Annotated in this window: 18 protein-coding genes and 1 pseudogene; 9 read left to right on the forward strand and 10 right to left on the reverse strand. The window is 41.1% G+C overall.

Features of this window, described 5'->3' with window-relative positions; genetic code table 11:
- Window positions 1-245: 245 nt before the first annotated feature.
- Window positions 246-1,220 (reverse strand): threo-3-hydroxy-L-aspartate ammonia-lyase, encoded by a 975-nt coding sequence (locus V7K30_RS01675; protein ID WP_334996487.1) that lies wholly within the window; start codon window positions 1,218-1,220, stop codon window positions 246-248.
- 208 nt (window positions 1,221-1,428) lie between these two features.
- Here V7K30_RS01675 and V7K30_RS01680 point away from each other — a divergent pair, with 208 nt between their 5' ends.
- Window positions 1,429-2,241: an SDR family NAD(P)-dependent oxidoreductase gene (locus V7K30_RS01680; protein ID WP_334996489.1), complete on the forward strand. Its 813-nt coding sequence runs from the start codon at window positions 1,429-1,431 to the stop codon at window positions 2,239-2,241.
- A gap of 131 nt (window positions 2,242-2,372) precedes the next feature.
- On the opposite strand, the gene V7K30_RS01685 is transcribed toward V7K30_RS01680, so the two are convergent.
- The 4 genes from V7K30_RS01685 to V7K30_RS34145 form a co-directional block, all read right to left on the reverse strand.
- A complete protein-coding gene (locus V7K30_RS01685) occupies window positions 2,373-3,575 on the reverse strand; it encodes an AAA family ATPase (RefSeq protein ID WP_334996491.1) in 1,203 nt (400 codons plus the stop codon).
- Between the two features lie 640 nt (window positions 3,576-4,215).
- Window positions 4,216-5,379, reverse strand: coding sequence for a bifunctional glutamate N-acetyltransferase/amino-acid acetyltransferase ArgJ (argJ, locus tag V7K30_RS01690; protein WP_334996493.1), 1,164 nt, complete (start codon window positions 5,377-5,379; stop codon window positions 4,216-4,218).
- A gap of 149 nt (window positions 5,380-5,528) precedes the next feature.
- On the reverse strand, window positions 5,529-7,043 hold the full coding sequence (locus tag V7K30_RS01695) for a hybrid sensor histidine kinase/response regulator (protein WP_334996495.1): 1,515 nt from the start codon (window positions 7,041-7,043) through the stop codon (window positions 5,529-5,531).
- Window positions 7,044-7,055: 12 nt separating this feature from the next.
- Complete coding sequence (locus V7K30_RS34145) at window positions 7,056-9,011, reverse strand: PAS domain S-box protein (protein ID WP_442941035.1); 1,956 nt, start codon at window positions 9,009-9,011, stop codon at window positions 7,056-7,058.
- A gap of 612 nt (window positions 9,012-9,623) precedes the next feature.
- On the opposite strand from V7K30_RS34145, the pseudogene V7K30_RS01710 reads away from it, so the two are divergent.
- Both V7K30_RS01710 and V7K30_RS34150 read left to right on the forward strand, forming a co-directional pair.
- A pseudogene (locus V7K30_RS01710) lies at window positions 9,624-9,719 on the forward strand (ABC transporter ATP-binding protein); the annotation flags it as partial.
- 1,280 nt (window positions 9,720-10,999) lie between these two features.
- A complete protein-coding gene (locus V7K30_RS34150) occupies window positions 11,000-11,746 on the forward strand; it encodes a WGxxGxxG-CTERM domain-containing protein (protein ID WP_442941036.1) in 747 nt (248 codons plus the stop codon).
- Between the two features lie 296 nt (window positions 11,747-12,042).
- Here the strand turns inward: V7K30_RS34150 and V7K30_RS01720 are convergent, their stop codons facing one another.
- Window positions 12,043-14,103: a potassium channel family protein gene (locus tag V7K30_RS01720; protein WP_334996497.1), complete on the reverse strand. Its 2,061-nt coding sequence runs from the start codon at window positions 14,101-14,103 to the stop codon at window positions 12,043-12,045.
- 123 nt (window positions 14,104-14,226) lie between these two features.
- Here V7K30_RS01720 and V7K30_RS01725 point away from each other — a divergent pair, with 123 nt between their 5' ends.
- Entirely contained in the window at window positions 14,227-14,877 is a 651-nt protein-coding gene (locus tag V7K30_RS01725) for a pentapeptide repeat-containing protein (protein ID WP_334996499.1), read from the forward strand.
- Between the two features lie 306 nt (window positions 14,878-15,183).
- On the opposite strand, the gene V7K30_RS01730 is transcribed toward V7K30_RS01725, so the two are convergent.
- The gene (locus tag V7K30_RS01730) at window positions 15,184-15,957 is read right to left on the reverse strand and encodes a glucosamine-6-phosphate deaminase (RefSeq protein ID WP_334996501.1); all 774 of its coding nucleotides are present in this window, start codon (window positions 15,955-15,957) and stop codon (window positions 15,184-15,186) included.
- Window positions 15,958-16,171: 214 nt separating this feature from the next.
- Here V7K30_RS01730 and V7K30_RS01735 point away from each other — a divergent pair, with 214 nt between their 5' ends.
- On the forward strand, window positions 16,172-16,858 hold the full coding sequence (locus V7K30_RS01735) for an HAD family hydrolase (protein WP_334996503.1): 687 nt from the start codon (window positions 16,172-16,174) through the stop codon (window positions 16,856-16,858).
- 44 nt (window positions 16,859-16,902) lie between these two features.
- The gene (locus V7K30_RS01740; RefSeq protein WP_334996505.1) at window positions 16,903-17,034 is read left to right on the forward strand and encodes a hypothetical protein; all 132 of its coding nucleotides are present in this window, start codon (window positions 16,903-16,905) and stop codon (window positions 17,032-17,034) included.
- 213 nt (window positions 17,035-17,247) lie between these two features.
- Here the strand turns inward: V7K30_RS01740 and V7K30_RS01745 are convergent, their stop codons facing one another.
- Together V7K30_RS01745 and V7K30_RS01750 are read right to left on the reverse strand one after the other, a co-directional pair.
- Window positions 17,248-17,874: a PadR family transcriptional regulator gene (locus V7K30_RS01745; RefSeq protein WP_334996507.1), complete on the reverse strand. Its 627-nt coding sequence runs from the start codon at window positions 17,872-17,874 to the stop codon at window positions 17,248-17,250.
- A 148-nt stretch (window positions 17,875-18,022) separates the two neighbouring features.
- Window positions 18,023-18,973, reverse strand: coding sequence for an alpha/beta hydrolase (locus tag V7K30_RS01750; protein WP_334996509.1), 951 nt, complete (start codon window positions 18,971-18,973; stop codon window positions 18,023-18,025).
- Window positions 18,974-19,167: 194 nt separating this feature from the next.
- Here V7K30_RS01750 and V7K30_RS01755 point away from each other — a divergent pair, with 194 nt between their 5' ends.
- Window positions 19,168-19,626, forward strand: coding sequence for a helix-turn-helix domain-containing protein (locus tag V7K30_RS01755; protein WP_334996511.1), 459 nt, complete (start codon window positions 19,168-19,170; stop codon window positions 19,624-19,626).
- Between the two features lie 190 nt (window positions 19,627-19,816).
- On the opposite strand, the gene gatA is transcribed toward V7K30_RS01755, so the two are convergent.
- Window positions 19,817-21,277, reverse strand: a complete 1,461-nt coding sequence (gatA, locus tag V7K30_RS01760) for an Asp-tRNA(Asn)/Glu-tRNA(Gln) amidotransferase subunit GatA (RefSeq protein WP_334996514.1) — start codon at window positions 21,275-21,277, stop codon at window positions 19,817-19,819.
- Here gatA and V7K30_RS01765 point away from each other — a divergent pair.
- Together V7K30_RS01765 and V7K30_RS01770 are read left to right on the forward strand one after the other, a co-directional pair.
- On the forward strand, window positions 21,276-21,410 hold the full coding sequence (locus V7K30_RS01765; RefSeq protein ID WP_334996516.1) for a hypothetical protein: 135 nt from the start codon (window positions 21,276-21,278) through the stop codon (window positions 21,408-21,410). The genes gatA and V7K30_RS01765 overlap by 2 nt on opposite strands.
- Before the next feature lie 230 nt (window positions 21,411-21,640).
- A complete protein-coding gene (locus tag V7K30_RS01770) occupies window positions 21,641-21,817 on the forward strand; it encodes a hypothetical protein (protein WP_334804539.1) in 177 nt (58 codons plus the stop codon).
- The last annotated feature ends 170 nt before the right edge of the window (window positions 21,818-21,987 follow it).

Here is a 21,987-nt window from a genome sequence, read left to right on the forward strand (position 1 = left end):
TTATCGTTTCACTTTAGCGATGAAAAACACCTGTCCGCACTGCTGGGCGATCGCTGCAACCCGTTGAACCTATAGAATAGACTTCTTGCATGAATCAAAAGCCCTCACCTAAATCCCTCCCTCATATGTAATGATTATGATTTTCATTAACTGGATATTTTATTTCCTGGAAGTCCATTAAGTAAGCGAATGGAATTCGCGGCTACACAAACAGGGCTTTTCTGGGTGGGCTAACAAAGACTTGATTACAATCCCACAGAAAACAATTTACCAACTTGCGCCAAATCTACATTCCCACCGCTAATGATCACACCAACCCTCGCCTCTGGCGCTGTCACCACACCTTCGAGTAATGCTGCTGCTGCAAGTACTCCGGTGGGTTCAACGACAATTTTCAGACGTTCCCACAAAAAAAACATGGTGCGAAGAATCGCTTCTTCAGATACCGTTACCATATCATCGACGTAATGCAGCACTAAGGGGAAAGTAATTTGACCAAGGCTAGGAGTCCGGGCACCATCGGCGATGGTATCAGGATTCTTGACAGTTTGCAGCGTTTTGGTGTGAAAGGAGCGGGTAGCATCGTCGGCAAGTGCTGGTTCTACCCCGATTACTTTACAATTGGGTAAAAGTGCTTTGGCTGCGATCGCACAACCTGAAACTAATCCGCCACCGCCACAACAAACTAATAGTAAGTCCAATTGACCAACTTCTTGGATCATTTCTAAAGCAGTTGTCCCCTGTCCAGCGATTACATGGGGATGATCGTAAGGAGGAATCAGAGTGAGAGAGCGATGGCGTGCTAAATTTTGGGCTAATTCTTCTCGGTTTGTTTCTTGGCGATTGTATAAAATTATCTCTGCACCATAACCACGAGTAGCAGTTTGTTTGACAACGGGTGCATCATCAGGCATGACAATAGTGGTGGGAATCTTTAGGAGTTTTCCAGCTAAAGCGATCGCTTGGGCATGATTTCCCGATGAATAGGTGAGAACGCCTGTTTGTTTTTCTGCTACCGATAGTTGGGCTAGGGCATTGTACGCACCTCTAAATTTAAATGCCCCCGTGCGTTGAAAGTTTTCGCACTTAAAAAACACTTGACTATTGGTGCGATCGTTAACGATTCTAGAAGTCAGCACAGGTGTGCGGTGGGCAATCCCCAAAATCCGCTCTTGTGCTGCTTGCACGTCAGTTATAGCAACGGAATTATGCTGTGGCATTGATGACGATATGAAATATTCTTGCTCTTGTTTATATAGATACAGATTTTTATATTTGCGCCTAATATCCTGGATTTAAGCATACTCATTTCAGGTGGATAGCATCATTTTTTGTTCCCATAAATTTAGCTACAGCAAACATTATATATTGCTGTAGCTAAATTTATAAAAATTAAACTAATTAACTCAAGTTAGTCATTTTTGTCACATGAATAAAATATCCGAAAGTCGGCAAAAAAAAACTGCTCTAATTACAGGAGCAGCTAGTGGGATAGGCTATCAATTAACCCAGATTTTTGCTCGTCATAGTTATAATCTTGTGTTAGTTGATAATAATGAAGAAAAACTTAGTGAAATTATAGATGAATTTCCGCAAAAATTTGGCATTTTTGTCAAAATTTTTGTTAAGGATTTATCTATCCCAACATCCCCAGAAGAAATTTTCACAGAACTACAGCAAGCATCCATCAAAATTGATGTGCTGATTAACAATGCTGGCTTTAGTACTTATGGAGCATTTAACGAAACAGATCTCACCATTGAACTGAAAATGCTACAGCTAAATATAGTGAGTCTGACTCATTTAACTAAGTTATTCCTCAAGGATATGGTGGAGCAAAACTATGGAAAAATATTAAACGTAGCCTCATCTGCTGCTTTTCAACCAGGCCCTCTAATGGCAGTTTATTTCGCTACTAAAGCCTATGTCTTATCATTTTCAGAAGCGATCGCTAATGAATTAGAGGGCACAGGTGTCAGCGTGACTGTTCTTTGTCCAGGGCCACCAGCATCGGAATTTCAAAAAACTGCTGCAATGGAAGATTCAAAGATTGCTCGCATTAAGAGAATGATGGAGACAGAAACCGTTGCTAGGATTGGTTATCGGGGCTTAATGACAAACAAAACTGTTATCGTTCCTGGGATGAGAAATAAGATATTGACTGAAAGCGTCAGATTTACACCCAGAAATTTAGTAACAAAAATTGTCAGAAGTATGCACGAACTCAAAAAAAATAGGTAGCCCGATATCTGACTTTTCACTCTTAAGAAACCTCACTTCCATTCCTCTCCCCTTTTAGGCTAAGGGGAGAGGCTTTTTTTGTGAAAACGAGCGGTAGCGATGTTTTCATCGCCGTGAGAGTGTCAACCAATTCAAATAAATAGTTGCGTAAACTCATATATTAAATCCACCCTGCCCTTACGTAACATGGCTGGATCTAATCTTTCAGTAGTGTTGCAAGTCATGAAGACAACTAACCGTTGCTGCATCTGAATACCAGACTCATCAATTACACTCTGATACAAAGTGCCATCCAGCAAACTCAGAATGTGTTCAGTTTTGTTATTGTATTGCGCCACCTCGGAAGCACGATTTTGCGCTAGATTATCAGCTTCATTAATAACGATACAAATCCGCTCTATGTAAGTCGGTGGGACAAAGTTAGCGATCGCATCATGATCTAAAATAAAAATTACATACCCTAAAGGTACAAGAATTTCTTTTGCTACTGCCTGTGTCCAGACTGTTTTACCTGTACCTGGTTGCCCATGCACAACAACCGCTAACTGGTTTTGATTAAGAATCGCTTGCTGTACAGAATCAGTAAAGTTTTGTATATCTGCGGGAAATGTCCGAATGGGAAATTGACTGTGAACTTTGCCTACACGACTTTGATATCCACTCAGCATAACTGCTAAGTCGTAAGTCGCTTTGTTAATTAGTGGCGCGAGATTTTTCGCCATCAAACTATATTGTCGTCGCCCGCGATCGTAGGGGTCAATTTGCAACCAAATGTCATACTTCGACCAGTAAGCATAAACAGTATTGATAACATCTAAGCGTTCCCAACTAACAAATTTATCTATAGGAAAATAAAAATCTCTTTCTGAGTAATACTGGGTAATAATGTCGGGACTACCCAACACATGTAAAACTCGCAGTACAGTAATTTCTTGCAGTCGGTTGAGAACATAATCAATGGGAATGCTACTACGACTGACAAATTGGACGATGGGCGTTTCCGTACTCAAAACATCTTTGTAGCGATGATCTGGTGATTGAGGATCTGGCGTGATATAATTCCAAAACTTTTCAATTTCATAGCGGGTATTATCAGATACAACACTTAATAAATTAGCCCACCAAGCATAATTATTTCGTCCTAAAATATCAGCAACATTACTCGCTAAATTCAAACTTTTTTGACTTAATTCGCGGGAGTCGCTGTACAAAAGTTGCCACAAAAACCCCCAGTCTAATTCTCGGTTAAACGGTCGCCAACCGCTAGTAAGCAAGCTTTGGCGGGTATTATTTGTAGGAGTGCCTTCGTTGCTTCTAAAATAGTCAAAATCCATATTTGTTCGTTATACAGCGTTAATCGAGTTATTTTGTGTGAAGTAGGAGATTATGAAAAAGTTTTCTTGTAATATAAACTAACTGGGTACAAATGGTAATTTTATTTCCACCGTGCTGTATTAGTACACTGTGGCGTCAGTTTGCCTACCTTTAACAAGGGGATTTTGCCCCAAGTCTATTTAATTGAGATGGTAGCTAGATTTACGCCAAGCTGTACTAGTTAGGAAGTCTTTTTAATCTAACTCATTACTTATGTAATATAGTATAATACATTGATGACTACTTGTGTCAACTTTTTTGACAAAGCAATCGCTAAGTGGGGGTTTACTTTTAACTATTGATGTACCTGCGCCACTTATCCATCTCTAGATGAGGACTAATATCACGCCCGTTGAATTGCCCATAAGATAAAGCACCTAACCCCATTTTTGGCTGATGCAAAAGTTCCTCTCTTTGCTGGCTCGGCTCGTAGTAAGGACTTCAGCCCTTACTACGCGCCAGTCGCTTGCGGGGTTCCCCAGTTGTGCGAACTGGCTCCCCTTAAAAAGACTTGCTCTAATTCCCTCCTTTTTAAGGAGGGTTAGGGAGGATCAAGCTTTAACCCAAGTGTATTGCATTATCAATTACAAATTATTTTAATCAAGTTGAGTATTTGCCATTAATTTCTATATAACCCTCTGAAAGATCGCAACCCCATACAGTTGCAGAGCCTTCACCAATATTGAGGCTAACATGGATATCTACTTTATCTTTGGACATAATTTGCCGCAACTGTTCCAGATTTTCATCAGTTAAGCTATTAGGATAAACTTTTACGTGATCAAAACTGATAACAACTTGTTCTGGATTTATCTGCTGTTCATTTTCACATTTGCCTATAGCCATCGCAACTCGTCCCCAATTCGGATCTGCTCCATAGACAGCAGTTTTTACTAATGGTGAATTCACAATTGCTTTAGCTACTGTTTTAGCTTGTGCATAGTTAATCGCCGAATCTACAGTCACCTCAATAATCTTGGTAGCACCTTCTGCATCTCTGGCAATTTTCAGCACCAATTCTTGTGCAACTTCTTGCAATGCACTAGCAAAATCTGGTTCTGAAACTTCACCTGCTAAACCATTAGCTAGAATCACGGCGGAGTCACTAGTAGAAGTGTCAGTGTCTACACTCAGACAGTTAAAGGTTTTATCTATAGTAGAGCGAAAAATAGAACGAAGGCTATTTGCAGAAATTGCAGCGTCAGTAAAAAAGAAAGTTAGGAGGGTAGCCATATTAGGCTCAATCATGCCAACACCTTTGGCAATTCCTACCAGCTTGGTATTTCCTATTTGCCGTGTAGCTAGTTTCGCTACTGTATCGGTGGTCATAATACCACGGGCTGCGGCATGAAAATCAGCAGCAGTCAATTTTTTCCCCAATCCTAATAAACCTGCTCGGATTTTTTCAATTGGGTAACGTCTACCAATGACACCTGTAGAAGCTATCACAAGATTATGTGTAGCAATTCCAGTTTCAGTTGCAACTAATTGTAGAACCTCTTGGGCATCAGCGATGCCAACTGAACCATTAGCTACATTGGCATTTTTAGATATAACGACAATTCCTTGTGCTTGTGAATCTTTTAAGTTATCGCGGCTAATAGTAACACTTGGCCCAGCAAAAAGACTTTGAGTGAAGACTCCATCAGCAACACAAGGAACAGATGATTTAATAAATACAAAATCATCTGTTGTATCTCGGATTCCCAAATTAGTAATAAATGCACTAAAACCTTGAGGTGCGGAAGATGTAGTTAATGACATTTTTCTAAATTTAATAATTTACTTTAATTATCTCATACCATTTCCAAAAATTTTTGTGATCCATGAATCGGCTATAGGGGCGTACATCTGTACGCCCTTAGCAACGTATCTATAGCAGAAATTTCATGAAATTTTAATCTAATAAAAACCTATAAATCAGTTAATGTGAGGGTGAATGTTGTCCATCCGTTGCTGCTTTCTACTTGAATGTTTCCTTGCAGTTGTTCGACTAATTCCTGTACTATAGGTAAACCTAATCCCGAACCACCTTGATTCCAGATGTCTGCATTGGGAACGCGATAAAATTTCTCAAAGATTCGTGGTAACTCTGTTACCGGAATTTCTGCTGAATTACTGGTAGTAATAATAGTTTTTGCAAGCGCTTCCGAGGAATTGTGACTTACACTTAGGACAATTTCACCACCAGCAGGTGTGTATTTACAGGCGTTATTGAGCAATTCTACTAAGATTCGCTCCAAGCTAATGCCATCTGAGAACAGCGACGGGAGATTTGCAGGGAGATTCAGCTGTAGAGTTTGCTGATGTTCTTGAACACGGATTTGAAACGGCTCAATAACCCAAGGTAACCACTGTTGTAAGAACAACGCATCAGGTGTAATAACTGGATAGGATGAGCTTTCCAGCCGTTGTAAATCTAGTAGATCGTTAATTAATCCTAGCTCGCGATCGCACTCGGCTTCCATCACTTCTAGATAGCGTTGAGATTCCTCACTACTAGTAGATAATTGGAGCATTTGAATCATTACCTTCATATTACTCAGAGGCGATCGCAGTTCATGGGAAACTAAATTCAAAAAGTCATTTTTTAGTTGATTTATCTCCTCCCATTGCACCACGATTTGCTCTTGCTCTCTTTGCTTTTGACGCGCCTCAATCGCTCGTTTGCGCTCAGTAATATCTCGAAAAACTAACACAGCACCTGTAATATTATCTTTATCATCTTTAATTGGTGCAGTGCTGTTATCAATTGGTATTTCTACACCATCTTTAGTAATCAGAATAGTTTCTGTCGGTAGCTCAACTATAGTACCGTCTTGAAATACTTTGATGAGCGGACTTTCAATCGGGTTATGAGTTTCTGCATTGGCAATATTGAATACTTCTGATGAATTTCGTCCACAAGCTTCTTCTTGTTTCCATCCAGTCAGATTTTCAGCAACAGGATTCATAAAAATTACCAATTCTTGGAGATCGCTAGCAATCACACCATCGCTGATACTTCTTAAAAGTGCATCCAGCCATTTTTTATTTACTTTTAATTGCCTTTCTAAACTATGTTTACTCAGAGTAATTTCAATATTTATTTGTAGTTCTCTTTCTTTAAAAGGTTTGAGAAGGTAGCCAAAAGGCTCAGTTATTTTGGCTCGTTCCAATGTGTTTTCATCTGCATAAGCAGTCAAATAAATTACTGGAATATCCAAACGCTTATAGATTTCTTGGGCAGCTTCTATCCCGTCCATTGACCCTTTTAGCTTAATATCCATTAGCACTAAATCTGGAGACATTTCTACTGCTTTATTAATTGCTTCTTCTCCTGAAGAAGCGATAGCAGGAACCGTGTAACCGAATTTTATAAGTCGATACTGTAAATCTTTAGCAACAATAGCTTCATCTTCCACAACTAAAATTTTTGCGTTTGTCATATTTTAGTTATTTTATATTAATGTAAATGTCACCTGACACTCTACTCCCATAGCACCTTGGATATTGAGATTTCCTGAAAGTTGATTGGTTAAAGCGTCTACTAGCTGCCAGCCTAAAGAAGCTATCTTTTTGAAATTAAAATTGGATGGTAAACCAATTCCATCATCACTAACTGTAAGTGTAACCTGATGGTTATTATTTTTGTAAATTTCAATATAAATTGTACCCTTTTTTCCTGCTGGAAATGCATATTTCAAGGAATTAGATACAAGCTCATGGATAATTAAGCTACAAGGAATTGCTGTATCCAAGCCGAGAAACACTTGCTCGTCGATATTTGTGGTTAGAGCGATCGCATCTTCATCGACTTCGTATGCAGTAAATAAACTTGCTACTAAATCTCTAATATATTCACCAAAATTAATCCTTGCTAAGTCTTGAGACTGATACAATTTTTCGTGAACTAGAGCCATTGATGCAATCCGTTGCTGGCTTTGTTGGAATATTGCCAAATCGTGCTTGTCTTTGATATAAGCAGATTGCAAGCTTAGTAGACTAGAAATAACCTGTAAATTATTTTTGACCCGATGGTAAATTTCTTTTAATAACACCTCTTTTTCTAAGAGTGATGCTTGGATTTGCTCCTCCCACTGCTTGCGTTCGCTAATATCTTCGCTCACAGAAATAAAATACTTTGGCTCCCCAGAAACTTCACGCATTAAAGACACAGTGAGATTAACCCAGACTATGGAACTATCTTTGCGAAAATAGCGCTTTTCCATCGAATAAGTTTGAATATTATCTGCTAATATCTGGTCAATATATTTCAGGTCGGCGTTAAGATCGTCTGGGTGAGTAATATCTTGGAAAGTTAGCAGCTGTAGTTCTTCAGGTGTATAACCGAGAATATCGCAAAGCTTCTGATTAACTAACAACCAGCTTCCATCTATTGCTAAATGAGCGATGCCAACAGCAGCTTGATGGAATGCAGCGCGGAATCGCTGTTCACTTTCCCGCAATGCTTCTTCTATTCGTTGGCGCTCAGTAATTTCTGCCTGTAGTGATTCGTTGATTCTTGTTAACTCTGCTGTCCGTTCCTCAACCTTGCTTTCTAGTTGGTTAAGTAGGCTACTTAATGCCTCCTCTGCTTGCTTGCGCTCAGTGATATCAGTATGTGAACCTGCCATCCGCACTACGTTACCATCTTCATCCCACAGTGCTTGACCTCGATCTAAAATCCATTTGTATGTGCCCTCTTTACATAAAACTCGATGCTCAGTAATGTAAAACGGTGTTTTCTGAGCAAAATGCTCTTGAACTGCTTGTGTCACCCAGTCAAGATCATCTGGATGCACTCGTCTCAGCCTTTCATCTAACTGGTTAGAAATTTCGTGGTTTTCGTAACCCAGCATTTCCTTCCAGCGAGGTGAGAAGAAAACTTCATTGGTCTTAACATTCCAGTCCCAAATTCCATCATTATTGCCGCGCAAAGCTAATTGCCAGCGTTGTTCACTTTCTCTCAACACCTCCTCAGTCCGTATGCGTTCAGCAACTTCCTTTGCTAGTTGGTAGTTTGCAGCCTCTAGTTGGGCAGGACTCGGTATAGCCAGTGCCAGGGGTATTAATGGCACAAGTTTTATGGCCGTCAATATGGAGACAAAAGCGGTGATAGCTTTAATTAACCCTGATAGCCAATAGGTAGGGTACCAAAGCGTCCACACATCCATTAAATGGGTTGTGCCACAAGCAACGATGAATATGCCAAACATCAGGAACATCCAGCCGAAAGGCACATCTCGCCGTTTACGGACAAAATAAACCAACATCACTGGAATTGAATAATAAGCAAGTCCAGTTAACACATCTGAAACCAGATGCAACCACACCAATTCTGGTTTCCAGAGGTAGCAATGTCCGTGGGGAATAAACTGGCTAGTAGAGAAAAAATTATTTAAAATTTCCATCATCAAAACCTATACACTGTAAAAGTCTTACCAAAGCCCGAAGTGCGAAGGAAGAGGTTTTTAGCCAAGACCTCAGTAGACGCGCATACCCGCCTAAACCCGGATTTCTCATCCTCTAAAGGAGAACACCTTCGGCGTTCGTCAGAGTTTTCTCGTACTAGCCGTAGGTTAAGATCGAGTAGCATCTGGGGCTTTTACATCCTGTATCTGTCATCCTTTCTGAGTTTTTTAAGCTGAGAATGTAAAATTTATTGAAATTAAAGTACCGCGATCGCTTTGGTTTTTGTTACCGTAGATCCTCTGAAATGAATCATTTACATATATAAAAACCTTCAAAAATCACAGTAATATTTCGCTTACTTAAATGTAGTACAAATTTATTTTTAAGTATAAATACTAAGTATAGTGTACTTATTTTAACGTGTATTGCTTGCGATCGCTCATTATATCCCTGACAATTTTCCAGGCGAAATCTTCCTAACTTGATGAGCATGTCTACTTTCTAACAATTTCACCATCTGTTATTTGGGCAACTGATTTTATCCAAGCCAAAAAGCATTCTTGAAATTATCTCACAACAATTTCAAGAATGCTTTTGTAAATGTATCGTGGTAATCTATCTTAATGGTCACTCACAACCAGAGAATTTTAGATATTGCAGATCGCATAATTCATATGGAAGATGGTTATCTGGTCAAAGAAGTTTCGTGATATACCAAATGGATGAGAACTAAACGCCTGTACATTCTGTGTATATCCTTGGGAATACTATTTGAGTTTAATATTGTTACAAATAGCCAGCAGAGAAGCACAGGGGAAAGAATCTACATCAGTCATTAACTGAAATGAGATAACAAACTAACTGACACTCAAAATACTCCTTAAGTTTAAAGTAAGACACACCTGGAGTATGAAGTTATAATTTCTCAGGTGAAATATGATTGGAGAGTATGGTTAATACAGTCTCAAACGCTGGCAGTATCTGGCTGCTTTTAGTTTATACTTTATTGATATCTAAATAACTAAAACCTAATGTCAATAAAGTCATTATATTTATTGAGGTAAAAATCTTGTTTAACTTAGCGATCGCTTATACTTATTAAGTAGGTGGGTGTGAATAATTAAAGGTTTGTAATGTACCCCTTTGGGTAAGTAATCTACGCGAAACATCTACTAAAGATGGCTTTAGCCCCTATTAGGAGCCAATTTAATCAAATATATATTATTGGATAACATAGTTTGATATATTCTTGCCTACTTAGTTAACACATCTAAATAAGTAACTCAAACCTCAAACATCGTTATATTCATAATGATTGGTACTAAATTTTATGGTTGAAGATTTTATTTTTTGTCTACAAGAAGCAGCTTTATACTTTATATTCAAAAAATATCGGACACATAAAGATCCTTCTGAATGTTTTGTGAACCCTCCCTGTGGATGTGCCAATCCAGGGCAAAACCCCCAGTGTGAAGATTGTGTTTATCTTGAGGTCTGCTTATCTAATTGCAAGCTCGAAAACTTTTCATTATCTTCACGTTCATAAACTAACTTTAATGGCAAATTCATTCCTGCGATATAAGTGGTTTTACTCTTATGGTAGAAGTCTAGAAAAAAATTAACAGTTATTCTAAATAAGAACTGACGAAACAATTCACAACAAGTAATTACAAATTATGATAGCAAGGGAATGTAATTTTTCATGATGAATAAATCTTATTGTTCCTTGTTTATTGTGAACAAGCGGCTTTGCTCGTAGGTTCATAATCATAAATTAGGAATTACTTGTTATGAATTAGTTTTACTCTGACGAATAGTCAGTTGTTGTGGAAGCTTCCAACGCTTTCAATTATTCCAAAAGAAACTAAGTGAAAGACTTCTCAATCTGTCTTGTCAAACTTTACCTAATTTAGCAGTGGATTGAGTAGACAATATCGGTTTTGAAAATCAATCAACCACACAAATCTAGAGCATAAAAGGAACCATAATCATGAAGCGTTTTGATTTATCTAAAGCCGTTTTGGCTACTGTCTTTGCCATGAGTTTCGCTTCTATGTCCTTACCTCATTCTGTTTCTGCCCAAAGCGGAGGCTCCAGTGGTGGCACTAGCTCAGGTACTGGCACGGGTACAGGCACTGGAACTACAGGCACTGGAACTACAGGCACTGGCACTACAGGAACTGGAACTACAGGCACTGGCACTACAGGAACTGGAACTACAGGAACTGGAACTACAGGTACAGGCACTGGAACTACAGGCACGGGTACAGGAACTGGCACTACAGGCATGGGTACTGGCACTGGCACTACAGGAACTGGTACTACAGGTACGGGTACAGGCACTGGAACTACAGGTACAGGAACAGGCACTGGTACAGGTACTGGCACGGGTACTGGCACTGACACAACAGGAAGTGGAGCTACAGGAAGTGGAGCTACAGGCACTGGAACTACAGGCACTGACACAACAGGAAGTGGAACTACAGGTACTGATTCTACAAGCACTGGAACTACAGGCACTGGAACTACAGGTACTGATTCTACAAGCACTGACACAACAGGTACTAACAGGAATGCAGGCATCGCAACTTCCCAAAGAACTAGCGATCGCGGTTTCGATTGGGGTTGGCTAGGTTTACTTGGTCTAGCTGGTTTAGCAGGTCTAGCTCGTAATCGCGATAAAGTCCGGGCTTATAGCGATCCTAATGAAGTAACAGGTTCTCCTCGCTCTAGATAGTATTCACCACATTCTAGGAGGCAGGCGTACAGCCGTCATTTATGTCAACTTCTGGACAAAGCTAGTCCAGAAGAGGCTTTGAGAGATTACCTCGTTAAGAGCCTCTTGCTATTACAGTGGTTTTCAATTGAATAAACCACACACGTAGGGGCACAATATAGCGGTTCTCCTTTGGATACAACACACAGTAGAGGCACGGTATTGCTGTGTCGCTACGGATGGTCTGTATTCCACGCAATTGAAAACCGCTATCTATATATATTGATATTATTTTAAAAGTCTTGGCTTAAGGTAATTTAGCTATTTGATGGTTGCCCAATGAAGATTACATTTGCCAAAACTTGTACTTTTGTTAACTCGCGCACGAGACGTTGAGCTTGATGTTTATAAAGTGGTATTGGCAACACTCTAGGCAAATTATTCATCCATTGCCTAGCAGTAGCAGAACTACATCCCGTAATTAAGACTATTTCTTCAGCGCCATAGATAATAGCATTTGTAGTCAGAGCTTTTTCAATCTGCACCTGCCAAAGGCGAGGCAGCATTTCACCCCATTCAATTCGCTGCAAACTACTGCTTGTAGCTAAAACAATCAAGCGATCGCCAGCATAAAGCTTAACATCATACCAGGGCATCAACGAATAATTATCTCGCTGATATTTCTGGTAGAGAATCGGCACAACACTGTAGCCATAGGCTATTTCAGATAGAAGCAACCCATTGAGAGTATCACCATCTTCAATCTTGTATTCCGTCACCATGACTATTTGCTCGCTTAAGTGAAACAAGCTCAGAACATTTTCTCCAAAGGCAGCACAAGCAAAGACTTCCGCCGACAAAGCCGCGCCACACAGAACTTGAGCATAGGGAAACAGAGGGGCGACATTATCACTAAATTGGCGGTCTTGAGAGCGGATAATCAAGGTAGTGGCGGGGTTCATTGCATGAGCCATCAAACCAATTTCCAGATTTTCCATGTTATCGTCCCCAACTAAAACGATGCTTTTGGCACGGGAGAGATTCACCTTAGCGAGTGCTTCGGTAGCATTGCCAACGATCAGGGGCATATCTGGTAAAGTGTCTTGGTCGAGAGTGGTAGGATGAATTCCTACTAACGGCTGATTGAGTTCTTGCAAAAGAGCAGCCACTCTCTGTCCCAAGCGATTTAAGCCAATAATCACCACATGGTTGCGTTGTGGCATCGGAGGACGAGAATTAAAAAACTGGAATCTGGAAGTGACAAGAGCATCAGTCACCAGTGCATATAATACTCCTACGAAAGCTTGACCTGTCAACGTCATTCCCAGACTAAACAACCGCAACCACCAAGGCATCTGGTTTGAAGGTTCTGGTTGCGATTTAAACTCAACAGCGCCAAATAAATCTCCGTATCCTCCCAACAGCAAGACTCCTGTTGCATAGAAAGCTTCTTCGAGGGAGATGTGAGGATAATATAAGCGGTAAAGAACTATTCCAACCAGCCACAGAACAAGTACAGTAATAGCATAGATTGTCGCAATTCGCCGGATTTGATTTTGGCTTTGGTAGTAAGATTGCCAAAATTGTACTATTTTCTGCTTAAGATTCTTCGCTGTGATCCCTTGAACAAACTCTTGCCACTGCCAACCTTGGCGGTGAGATTTATTTGTATATTCCTCAGATAAAGCCAGTTCGTATGCAACATCAATGTAAACGAGTGTGTCTCCTACCTGCACTTCTGCTTCTGGGTTCCATCCAAACAATTCTTTGAGTGGGTCAGATGAAACAGTTGTGTGACTCAAGATGCGGCGAGTTGTGAGATTGAGTCTATGTACTGGTTTGCCATTGCACCAGCTATCCTTCGCTTGTACTTGGTGCTTGATTACTTGCAATAGTTGCCCCTCTAAGGTGAAATACCCAATAGCTTCAGAGCCGAGGGCTGTCAGAGCGAAGGCATGAGCTGAGAGATGAGTTGGCTCAAAGGCAACAAAATTACCTAAATTTTCGCACAAAAGTTTGTTGAAATTTTGTTTGTCAGAACGTACAATCAGGCGAACGTGCGGATTAAGTCGCCGTGCTGCAAACGCAGCTTCTATATTTATCCGCTCATTTCTTGTCACTAAAAGTATTGAACGACATTGCCTTATACCTGCCTGCTCTAAAACACTTGGTTGGCGGCAGTCTCCGATGATTAACTTTTCTAGTAAGCTTGGTACTTTTGGGACTTCCCAATGTTCGGACTGTACATCGTCAATGGCGCTGACTTTGACATCGTACTCCTTTAGGACTGCAACACAATGTTGCCCTAAACTTTGGAGTCCGCATACTAAGAAAAGGTCTTGAGGTTTTTTTTGATTGCTGGTGGGAGGGGGATGCACTTTCTGTTGATGGCAGCATTCAATACTGCTAACAGTACGTGTTTTCTAGGATTATATCTTACCGTTCACGTAATCGCTTGAATTGGGCATTGGGCAAAACAGTTTCGAGTTCTTAGTAAAGAAGTGAGATTTCCCACTCAGCGTTTAGTATTTGGTGATTTGGGCTTCTGCAAGTTGTCCAGTGGGAAGGTCTTCGATTTGGAAATTGATGTTGAAGGTGGGGTCGATGAGGGTAGACCAAAAGTCGAATACGCTTTTGTTGATTTTGTAAATAAGTTCAGGAGAATATTTATGAATCGTGATGAGTTGATTAGAAGATATACTGCTGGGGAACGTGACTTCGCTGGAATTAAATTTTCCGATCCAGGCTTGGACGGGATTGACCTGAGTGGTGCTGACTTGACTGGGAATGATATGGAGGAATTCTATCTTGCTCGTGCTATTTTGAAGGCAGTTAGTTTGGTTAATGCCAAATTGTTTGAAGCCTGCCTGGATGGTACTGATCTGACCGAAGCCGATCTTAGAGGAGCTGACTTGCGACGTGCTCGTCTCGATGTTGCTAACCTGACTAATGCCGACCTTAGACAAGCGAGATTCCACAAAACTCGTTTCTATAGGGCTAATTTGATAGGGGCTAACTTGAGTGGAACTGATTTGGGGGGATGCGATTTCTGGGAAGCTAACTTGACTGGAGCCAATTTGAAAGGAGCTAATCTGCATAGAACTACTTTCCGCAATACCATTATGTCAGATGGTACTATTCGGAATAGCTAGTAGGGTGCGTTACGCCAAAGGCTACGCACCACTTCAGATTTTAGGTGCGTTACGCTACGCGATAACACACCCTACATATACTTAGATTTTTTCAAAAATCAAATCGGATTGCTATAGAAGGTTAGCATTCAAAATCGGAAATGTATTAATTGGATCGTTTTCTGACCATGTAAAGGGTTGCTTTTCAATAATATCCTGAATTTATTTAGGAACATTTAACAAAAATTCATAGTGAATTCCACGAGCTTGATTTTTGATACATTACCAAATACTTTTAAAACATCCTCTGAGAATTCAGAGAGAAATTCATGACAGCAAACTGGCAGAATTAACATCCAAAAATAACGTCGCTTGGGATTGTTGGCGGAGAATAGAAGCCGGACAGTCTGTACTTATAGCTCCTTGCAACATTTGTTTTACCACATTCGCTTTACGTTTTTCTGGAGCCAGGCAGATAATTTTTTTTGCTGAACAAATCGTCGAGATGGTAACAGTAAAAGCATATTGTGGGACAGTTTCTAGATTCGGAAAGTGACCTGTGCTTACTTGTTGCTGACGGTTCATCTCATCCAGTTTCACCAGTTTCACACTATAAGGATCTTGAAAATTTGCTACTGCTGGATCGTTAAAAGCCAAATGTCCATTTTCGCCAACACCAAGACAGCATAAGTCTATTGGTTGTGCTTCCAGTAGTTTAGTATAGCGATCGCACTCTGCCACTGGTTGCAATGCATCCCCTTCTATATAGTGAAATTTCTTAGGAACAATCCGCTTCTCTACACGTTCTCGCATATAGCGCCGGAAACTGGCAGAATGGTCAGCAGGAATTCCCAAATATTCATCTAGATGGAACAGAATAATTCGTGACCAATCTACATCACCCAATGCAATCAAAGCATCAAGAAATTTGAGTTGGGAGTTACCTGTTGCTAATAATACAGCAGCTGTATCCTGTTGCTTGAGAACTTGCTGTAAATGCTTTTGCGCGATTTCGGCAACATCCTGAGCGATTTCGACTTCAGAGTTGTAAATCTGCACTAGTAGATCATCAACGCGAAAAAAGTTTGTAGCGGCTAGCATTTGCTTACACAGAAGGTTATCAATTATACGGCAGTTTGTTGAGAGGCTCTATCTGTCTGCCCTTACATGCCCTATCCAGTATAGATTTTAGGATTTAGCAGATTAATTCGCTACTTTTTGCCCTGTCTTGACCAAGGAACAATCACTAAGGACAAAAAAACAATGTAAACTATTTAAATTAAGTTAACAATTATTTACATTTTACCCAAAAATCATGCTGGCTGCAATTCTCTTTGACCTAGACGGCACTATTGTCAACACTGACCCTATCCACTACCGAGCTTGGCAGGAAATGCTGTTAAATTACAGCATAGAAATTGACGAAACATTTTATAAATCCCGAATTAGTGGGGGGCTAAATCCAGAAATTGTTAAGGACATTCTGCCACAATTATCAGCAGCAGAAGGGCAAAAATTTGCAGACGAAAAAGAGGCGCTTTTCCGTAAACTCGCCTCGAATCTCAAACCACTGAATGGATTTTCTGAACTACTAGCATGGACAGATACACATCAGTTAAAGCGGGCATTAGTAACTAATGCCCCTAGATTAAATGCAGAATTTATGCTAGAGGTTTTGGGAATAAAAGAAGCTTTCCATACACTTGTTTTAGCGGATGATTGTATTGCAGGTAAACCTGACCCTGCGCCCTACAAGGTTGCGCTGAATAAGTTGGGGATTTCAGCAGAGGAAGCGATCGCCTTAGAAGACTCTCCCTCTGGTATTCGGGCGGCGGTAAGCGCAGATATCCGCACTATTGGCATCGCCTCCACCCACGATCCCCAAATTTTACAGGATGTTGGGGCATTTATGGCAATTCCAGATTTTACTGATTTGCAGTTGTGGACATTGCTGAACTCACTCATCGAGCCAGATTTAAGTGCGATCGCTTCTAATTTTTGAGCGTAAAACTGAGATCGATCTGAAATGGTTTTTCGTAGTTCCATTTGAGCCAGTTGATCGCCAGAGCGATCGCCCCAGAGGACTTAACCCGCATCGAAGCAGCAATTCCCGCATCAGTGATCGCTGGCACTCGTTATGACAAAGATCAGATGAAGATGCTGGACAGCGATCGCTAATGCGATCAACAGCGTAGGCAAAGTACTAGTTTATGAGGGTTTGTAGTGAGTTAGCGCGGTCTTCTCCCTTCGCGTAGCGTCTCGTAGAGAAAGGGAGACGCCAAGGGCGAACGAGCGTCTGGGGGTTTCCCCCATGAGCGACTAACTTTCCCGTTGGGTAAGCACTAAAGTGCTTAGAAAATAAGGACTAAAGTCCTTACTACGAGCCTCTACTTATTTTTCAGCCAGAATCGCGTAAATTTCCCGTTTAACTTGCTCTAAAAGCTCACGCACCCGATTTATTCGCTCCATATTGCCACTACGAGCAACCTGCACCACAACAGCAGCTAATTCTGTTGCGGCATTCCGTAACTCAATAAACTCTTGAGGCTTACCTGTCACGAAACTTTTGACAGTATCCCAAGGAGAGTCTGAAGTTTCCTGTTGGGCACGTTCTGCCAATAATTGTCTACCCTCATCGGTGATCGTGTAAATCCGCTTGCCACCTTCCTGTGCGCTCTTGAGATAACCACCTTCCTCCAGTAATTGGAGTGTTGGATACACTGAGCCAGGACTGAGGCGACGGAAACCACCATAGCGAGTTTCCATCTCTTTAATCAGGTCGTAACCATGACTAGGATGCTCTGATAACAATTCCAGCAGGATGAACTTGATGTCACCCCGACGAGTCCGATATTCATCTCCCCAACCACGACCAAACATTTCATTGCCGAAGTGTTTGTCATGATCTCTACCATGATGCTTGCCATGCCCAAACCAAGACCTAACAAGCAATGAATCATCTTCGCTAACTCCTGCCCATGCAGGTGTTCCAAAGCGTGACCGAAAGTGTCTAAACATAAATGAATCTCAAATCAACTTTCTCTACTATACGATATATCGGAATATATCGCGATATATCGGAATAGAATTTTTATGAAGATTTTTGAAGTAGGCAACTGTGCCAACACCACAAGCGAGCGCAAAGCTAGTCGAAGCTGATGAAGGCTCAGGAATTTAAATAGCTACTAGCTCGCACTTGTTCGACGAAAGACTCTACCCATTGCAAATATTGCAAACCGGCAACTACTGCTGTGTCGTTATGATCTGCTCCTGGAACCAACAATAGTTGCTTTGGTTCGGGAGCAACGGCATACAGTTTTTGGGTCATAAAAGAGGGTACAGTCGAATCAGCAGCGCCATGAATGAATAAAACTGGCATTTTTAATTTTGGCAATTTTTTAATGGATTCAAACCGCTGTGTCAAGATTAAATCCACAGGAAACATCCAAAACATGTTTCGATAAGTTATTAAATCGCGGATGGATGTAAAAGAGCTTTCCACAATCAAACCAGCAGCTTCTGGCTGTTTCAGTGCCAAGTCAATGGCGATTGCACCCCCAAGAGAATGTCCATAAAGAAAAATTTGGCTGGGTGGAATCTCTTGTTGCTGCACCAAGTAATTCCAAGCTGTGACTGCATCTTCATAAACCCGCTTTTCATTGGGAAACATACCCTCACTGCGACCATAACCCCGATAATCAATCAGCAACACCGAAAACCCTAGCTGATGAAACCGATTCGCATGAGCTATGTTTGCGCCAATATTGATACCGTTTCCGTGTAAGTATAGCAACACCTTAGCATTGGCTTGCTTGGCCTCTATCCACCAACCGTGAATGTGTTCTTCCTTGCCTGTTTTAACTGCTACAGGTAACCAAACCTCTTCGTAAGGGAGATTAAAAAATTCTGGTGTCTTTTCAATGACAGCAGAGGGAAAGAAAATGAATCGAGGTTGCTCAATAAAAAGAAATAGACAGATGGCACAGTAGGCGATGCCTACGGCAACCCGTTCGCGTAGCGTCTCCGACAGGAGAAGCGGGAACGCTGCAATTATCGCAGCCCAGAGTAGCAGTTGGAAAAATACTTGTATTATAAATTGCAGGTTATTAACTTTCATGCCCAAAATTGTTAATTATAAAGTATGTATTTTAACAAAAAATATACTTAGTCTGAGCAGCTTTAGCATTTTCCAATCTAGGCTTCAACCATTATCAAAAAAAAATTCCCCAAAATCAAATATTCAGTAAATTTACGTATGCACTTTCAAGTCTTCTCAATGAATAGTAGAATTAGCCCATACAGGAGAAGACTGTGACGCTCTTAAACGAAGCTCAAGTAGAGCAGCTAAAGGAAATAACCACACACTTGCGACAAGTAAGACAAGAAAAATCCATCCGCATAGAAGAAATAGCTGCTCAAACAATGATTCGAGCAGGTGTTTTGCAAGCTTTAGAAGAAGAACGATTTGAAGAATTGCCTGAGCCTATTTTTGTTCAAGGATTCATCCGTCGCTATGGAGATGCTTTAGGACTGGATGGAAATGCTCTATCATACACCTTTGTTAGCAATGTTGTCCGCCAAGACTCCAAGAATGATCATAAGAATTCAGACAAAAAACCAAATACATACATACCTCTTGTTATCACCTACATTCTATTATTAGTAGCTGCATCTGCTGGTCTTTTATATATACTTAATCCACCACAAATTACATCTGAATCCCTGACTTCAGAAGTCAATAGTCAACAGTCAATGGTCACTAATCAGTGAACAGTAATCAGACTGATAAATGAGCAAAAAAGCTAAGTAACAGGGGAGTAGGGGAAGAAGAACTATTGATTATTAATCAATGCCCAATGTCCAATACTTCTCTTCTTAGGCTGCGCCAACGGCTTCTCTACGAGACGCACTCGCGTTCGCTCAATACAAGTGCCCAATGCTTAATACTCAATGACAATTTTCAAGATATTTGCGGTTTACGCAGATGCCAAGTAGTAGATTGCTCATAAGCGTAAGCTACCTGAAATAGTTGGTCTTCTCGCAGCACATTGCCAATTAGCTGTAATCCTATCGGTAGCCCTAGATCGTCAAAACCACATGGCAAACTTAAACTAGGTAAACCAGCAAGATTCACAGGAATAGTCATCAAGTCAGTTAAATACATACTCAAGGGGTCAGTAGTTTTTTCCCCTGCTTTGAATGCTGTAGTGGGGGATGTGGGACAAACTAACACATCAACCGCACCAAAAGCCTTTTCAAAGTCTTGCTTAATCAGGGTGCGAACTTTTTGCGCTTTCAGGTAATAAGCATCGTAATAACCAGCCGAAAGGGCGTAAGTGCCGATCATAATCCGGCGTTTGACTTCTGTACCAAAACCAGTGGCACGGGTACGAGTGTACATAGATAGCAGATTATCGGCATTAGGAGCGCGGTACCCATATTTAACGCCATCGTAACGAGCCAGGTTTGCTGACGCTTCTGATGGGGCGATGATGTAGTAGGTGGGTAAGCCATAGCGAAAGCGGGGACAGGAAACTATATGAATCTCCGCTCCCAAACTTTGTAGTTGATCTACTGCTTTGGTAACAGCTTGTTCCACTACAGCGTCTAAACCTTCACCAAAAGTTTCTTTAATGATCCCAATTCTTAGCTGACCTCTAGGTTTTAAGTCTGGTTTTAAGCTGGCGGCGTAATTGGGAATGGCAACTTTGAGGCTGGTAGAGTCTTTGGGATCGTGACCTGCGATCGCACTTAATAATATTGCCGCATCTTCCACTGTGTTTGCAAATGGCCCAATTTGATCCAAAGACGAAGCGTAAGCCACCAAACCATAACGGGAAACCAAACCATAAGTCGGTTTCATGCCCACCACACCGCAAAAAGATGCAGGTTGGCGAATCGAACCGCCAGTATCAGAACCGAGAGCAACCACACATTCTTGGGACGACACCGCAGCAGCGGAACCCCCCGAAGAACCACCTGGAACTCGTGACAAATCCCAAGGATTAGCCGTAACTTGGTAGGCAGAATTTTCTGTAGAACTACCCATTGCAAACTCATCCAAGTTGGTTTTGCCAACCATTACCGCCCCAACATCTGCCAATTTTTGCGTCGCTGTTGATTCATAAGGCGGCACGAAATTTTCCAAAATCCGGGAGGCGCAGGTGGTAGGGATTCCCTTAGTACATAAATTGTCCTTAATGCCAACAGGAATGCCTGCTAGCAGCCCAATTTCTTCTCCCGCAGCAATTTTAGCATCCACAGCACCCGCCTGCTCTAATGCCCGTTCTGCGGTCACACATAAAAAGCTGTGCAATTTCGGCTCTAACGCTTGAATGCGCTCTAAAGCTTCTTGGGTAATTTCAACGGCAGAACGTTCTTTTTTAACCAGTTGTTGGTGCAACTCGCGGATGGATGCCATGATTGCTCTCTTTGTGACTCAAGTCATTGATTTTAGTACATATTGGCCGAGATTGGGTATTGGGTATTGGGTGTTGGGCATTGGGCATTGGGCATTGGGCATTGGGCATTGGGCATTGGGCATTGGATATTAGGGTAAGAGTTGTTTTCCAGTCCCTAGTCCCCAGTCCCTAGTCCTCAGTCCCCAGTCCCCACTCCCCACTCCCCAGTCCCCACTCCCCAGTCCCCATCATTGTAAAAATAAGACTAATACCTCTAAAGAAGTAAGTAATTCTGGTGATGGAAAAATTGCCAAGCTTAAACAAAATAATATTAGGAATTTAACATCATCCGCAAATAGAAGGACTACAATCAAAACGGACAAATGTTTCATGCTCCAACAAGAGAGGATTACAAAGCTGTGTCCGACTTAAATCGAGGAATTATGAAATTTGAGGGTGCAGATTCCCCAAAAGTAGTCACTATCTCTACCGTGTTGCTTCTGGGATCGATCGCTGCTCTCATAATCTGGGCGCTGCAAGCTGCCTATGCGCTAAACTAAAACCATTAGTAGCCTAGAAGGACACTGGCAAAAACGGTTTCCGTCGTAGCCAAGTGTCCATTAAGCAACTAGTAAATAAAAACGCCCTATTAACCATCAAAAATTTCAGAAAAACTTTAGATTTTAGATTTGAGGTTTTAGATGGAAAATTTAAATCTAAAATCCAAAAT

This window comes from Nostoc sp. (assembly GCF_036917655.1).
Lineage (GTDB): Bacteria > Cyanobacteriota > Cyanobacteriia > Cyanobacteriales > Nostocaceae > Nostoc.

Coding starts and splice junctions, on each gene's coding strand:
- V7K30_RS01680 (WP_334996489.1), top strand. CDS start 1,429: ATGAATAAAATATCCGAAAGTCGGCAAAAAAAAACTGCTCTAATTACA.
- V7K30_RS01765 (WP_334996516.1), top strand. CDS start 21,276: ATGATTGCTCTCTTTGTGACTCAAGTCATTGATTTTAGTACATATTGG.
- argJ (WP_334996493.1), bottom strand. CDS start 5,379: ATGTCATTAACTACATCTTCCGCACCTCAAGGTTTTAGTGCATTTATT.
- V7K30_RS01695 (WP_334996495.1), bottom strand. CDS start 7,043: ATGACAAACGCAAAAATTTTAGTTGTGGAAGATGAAGCTATTGTTGCT.
- V7K30_RS01735 (WP_334996503.1), top strand. CDS start 16,172: ATGCTGGCTGCAATTCTCTTTGACCTAGACGGCACTATTGTCAACACT.
- V7K30_RS01745 (WP_334996507.1), bottom strand. CDS start 17,874: ATGTTTAGACACTTTCGGTCACGCTTTGGAACACCTGCATGGGCAGGA.
- gatA (WP_334996514.1), bottom strand. CDS start 21,277: ATGGCATCCATCCGCGAGTTGCACCAACAACTGGTTAAAAAAGAACGT.
- V7K30_RS34145 (WP_442941035.1), bottom strand. CDS start 9,011: ATGATGGAAATTTTAAATAATTTTTTCTCTACTAGCCAGTTTATTCCC.
- V7K30_RS01730 (WP_334996501.1), bottom strand. CDS start 15,957: ATGCTAGCCGCTACAAACTTTTTTCGCGTTGATGATCTACTAGTGCAG.
- V7K30_RS01675 (WP_334996487.1), bottom strand. CDS start 1,220: ATGCCACAGCATAATTCCGTTGCTATAACTGACGTGCAAGCAGCACAA.
- V7K30_RS01750 (WP_334996509.1), bottom strand. CDS start 18,973: ATGAAAGTTAATAACCTGCAATTTATAATACAAGTATTTTTCCAACTG.
- V7K30_RS01685 (WP_334996491.1), bottom strand. CDS start 3,575: ATGGATTTTGACTATTTTAGAAGCAACGAAGGCACTCCTACAAATAAT.
- V7K30_RS01770 (WP_334804539.1), top strand. CDS start 21,641: ATGTTTCATGCTCCAACAAGAGAGGATTACAAAGCTGTGTCCGACTTA.
- V7K30_RS34150 (WP_442941036.1), top strand. CDS start 11,000: ATGAAGCGTTTTGATTTATCTAAAGCCGTTTTGGCTACTGTCTTTGCC.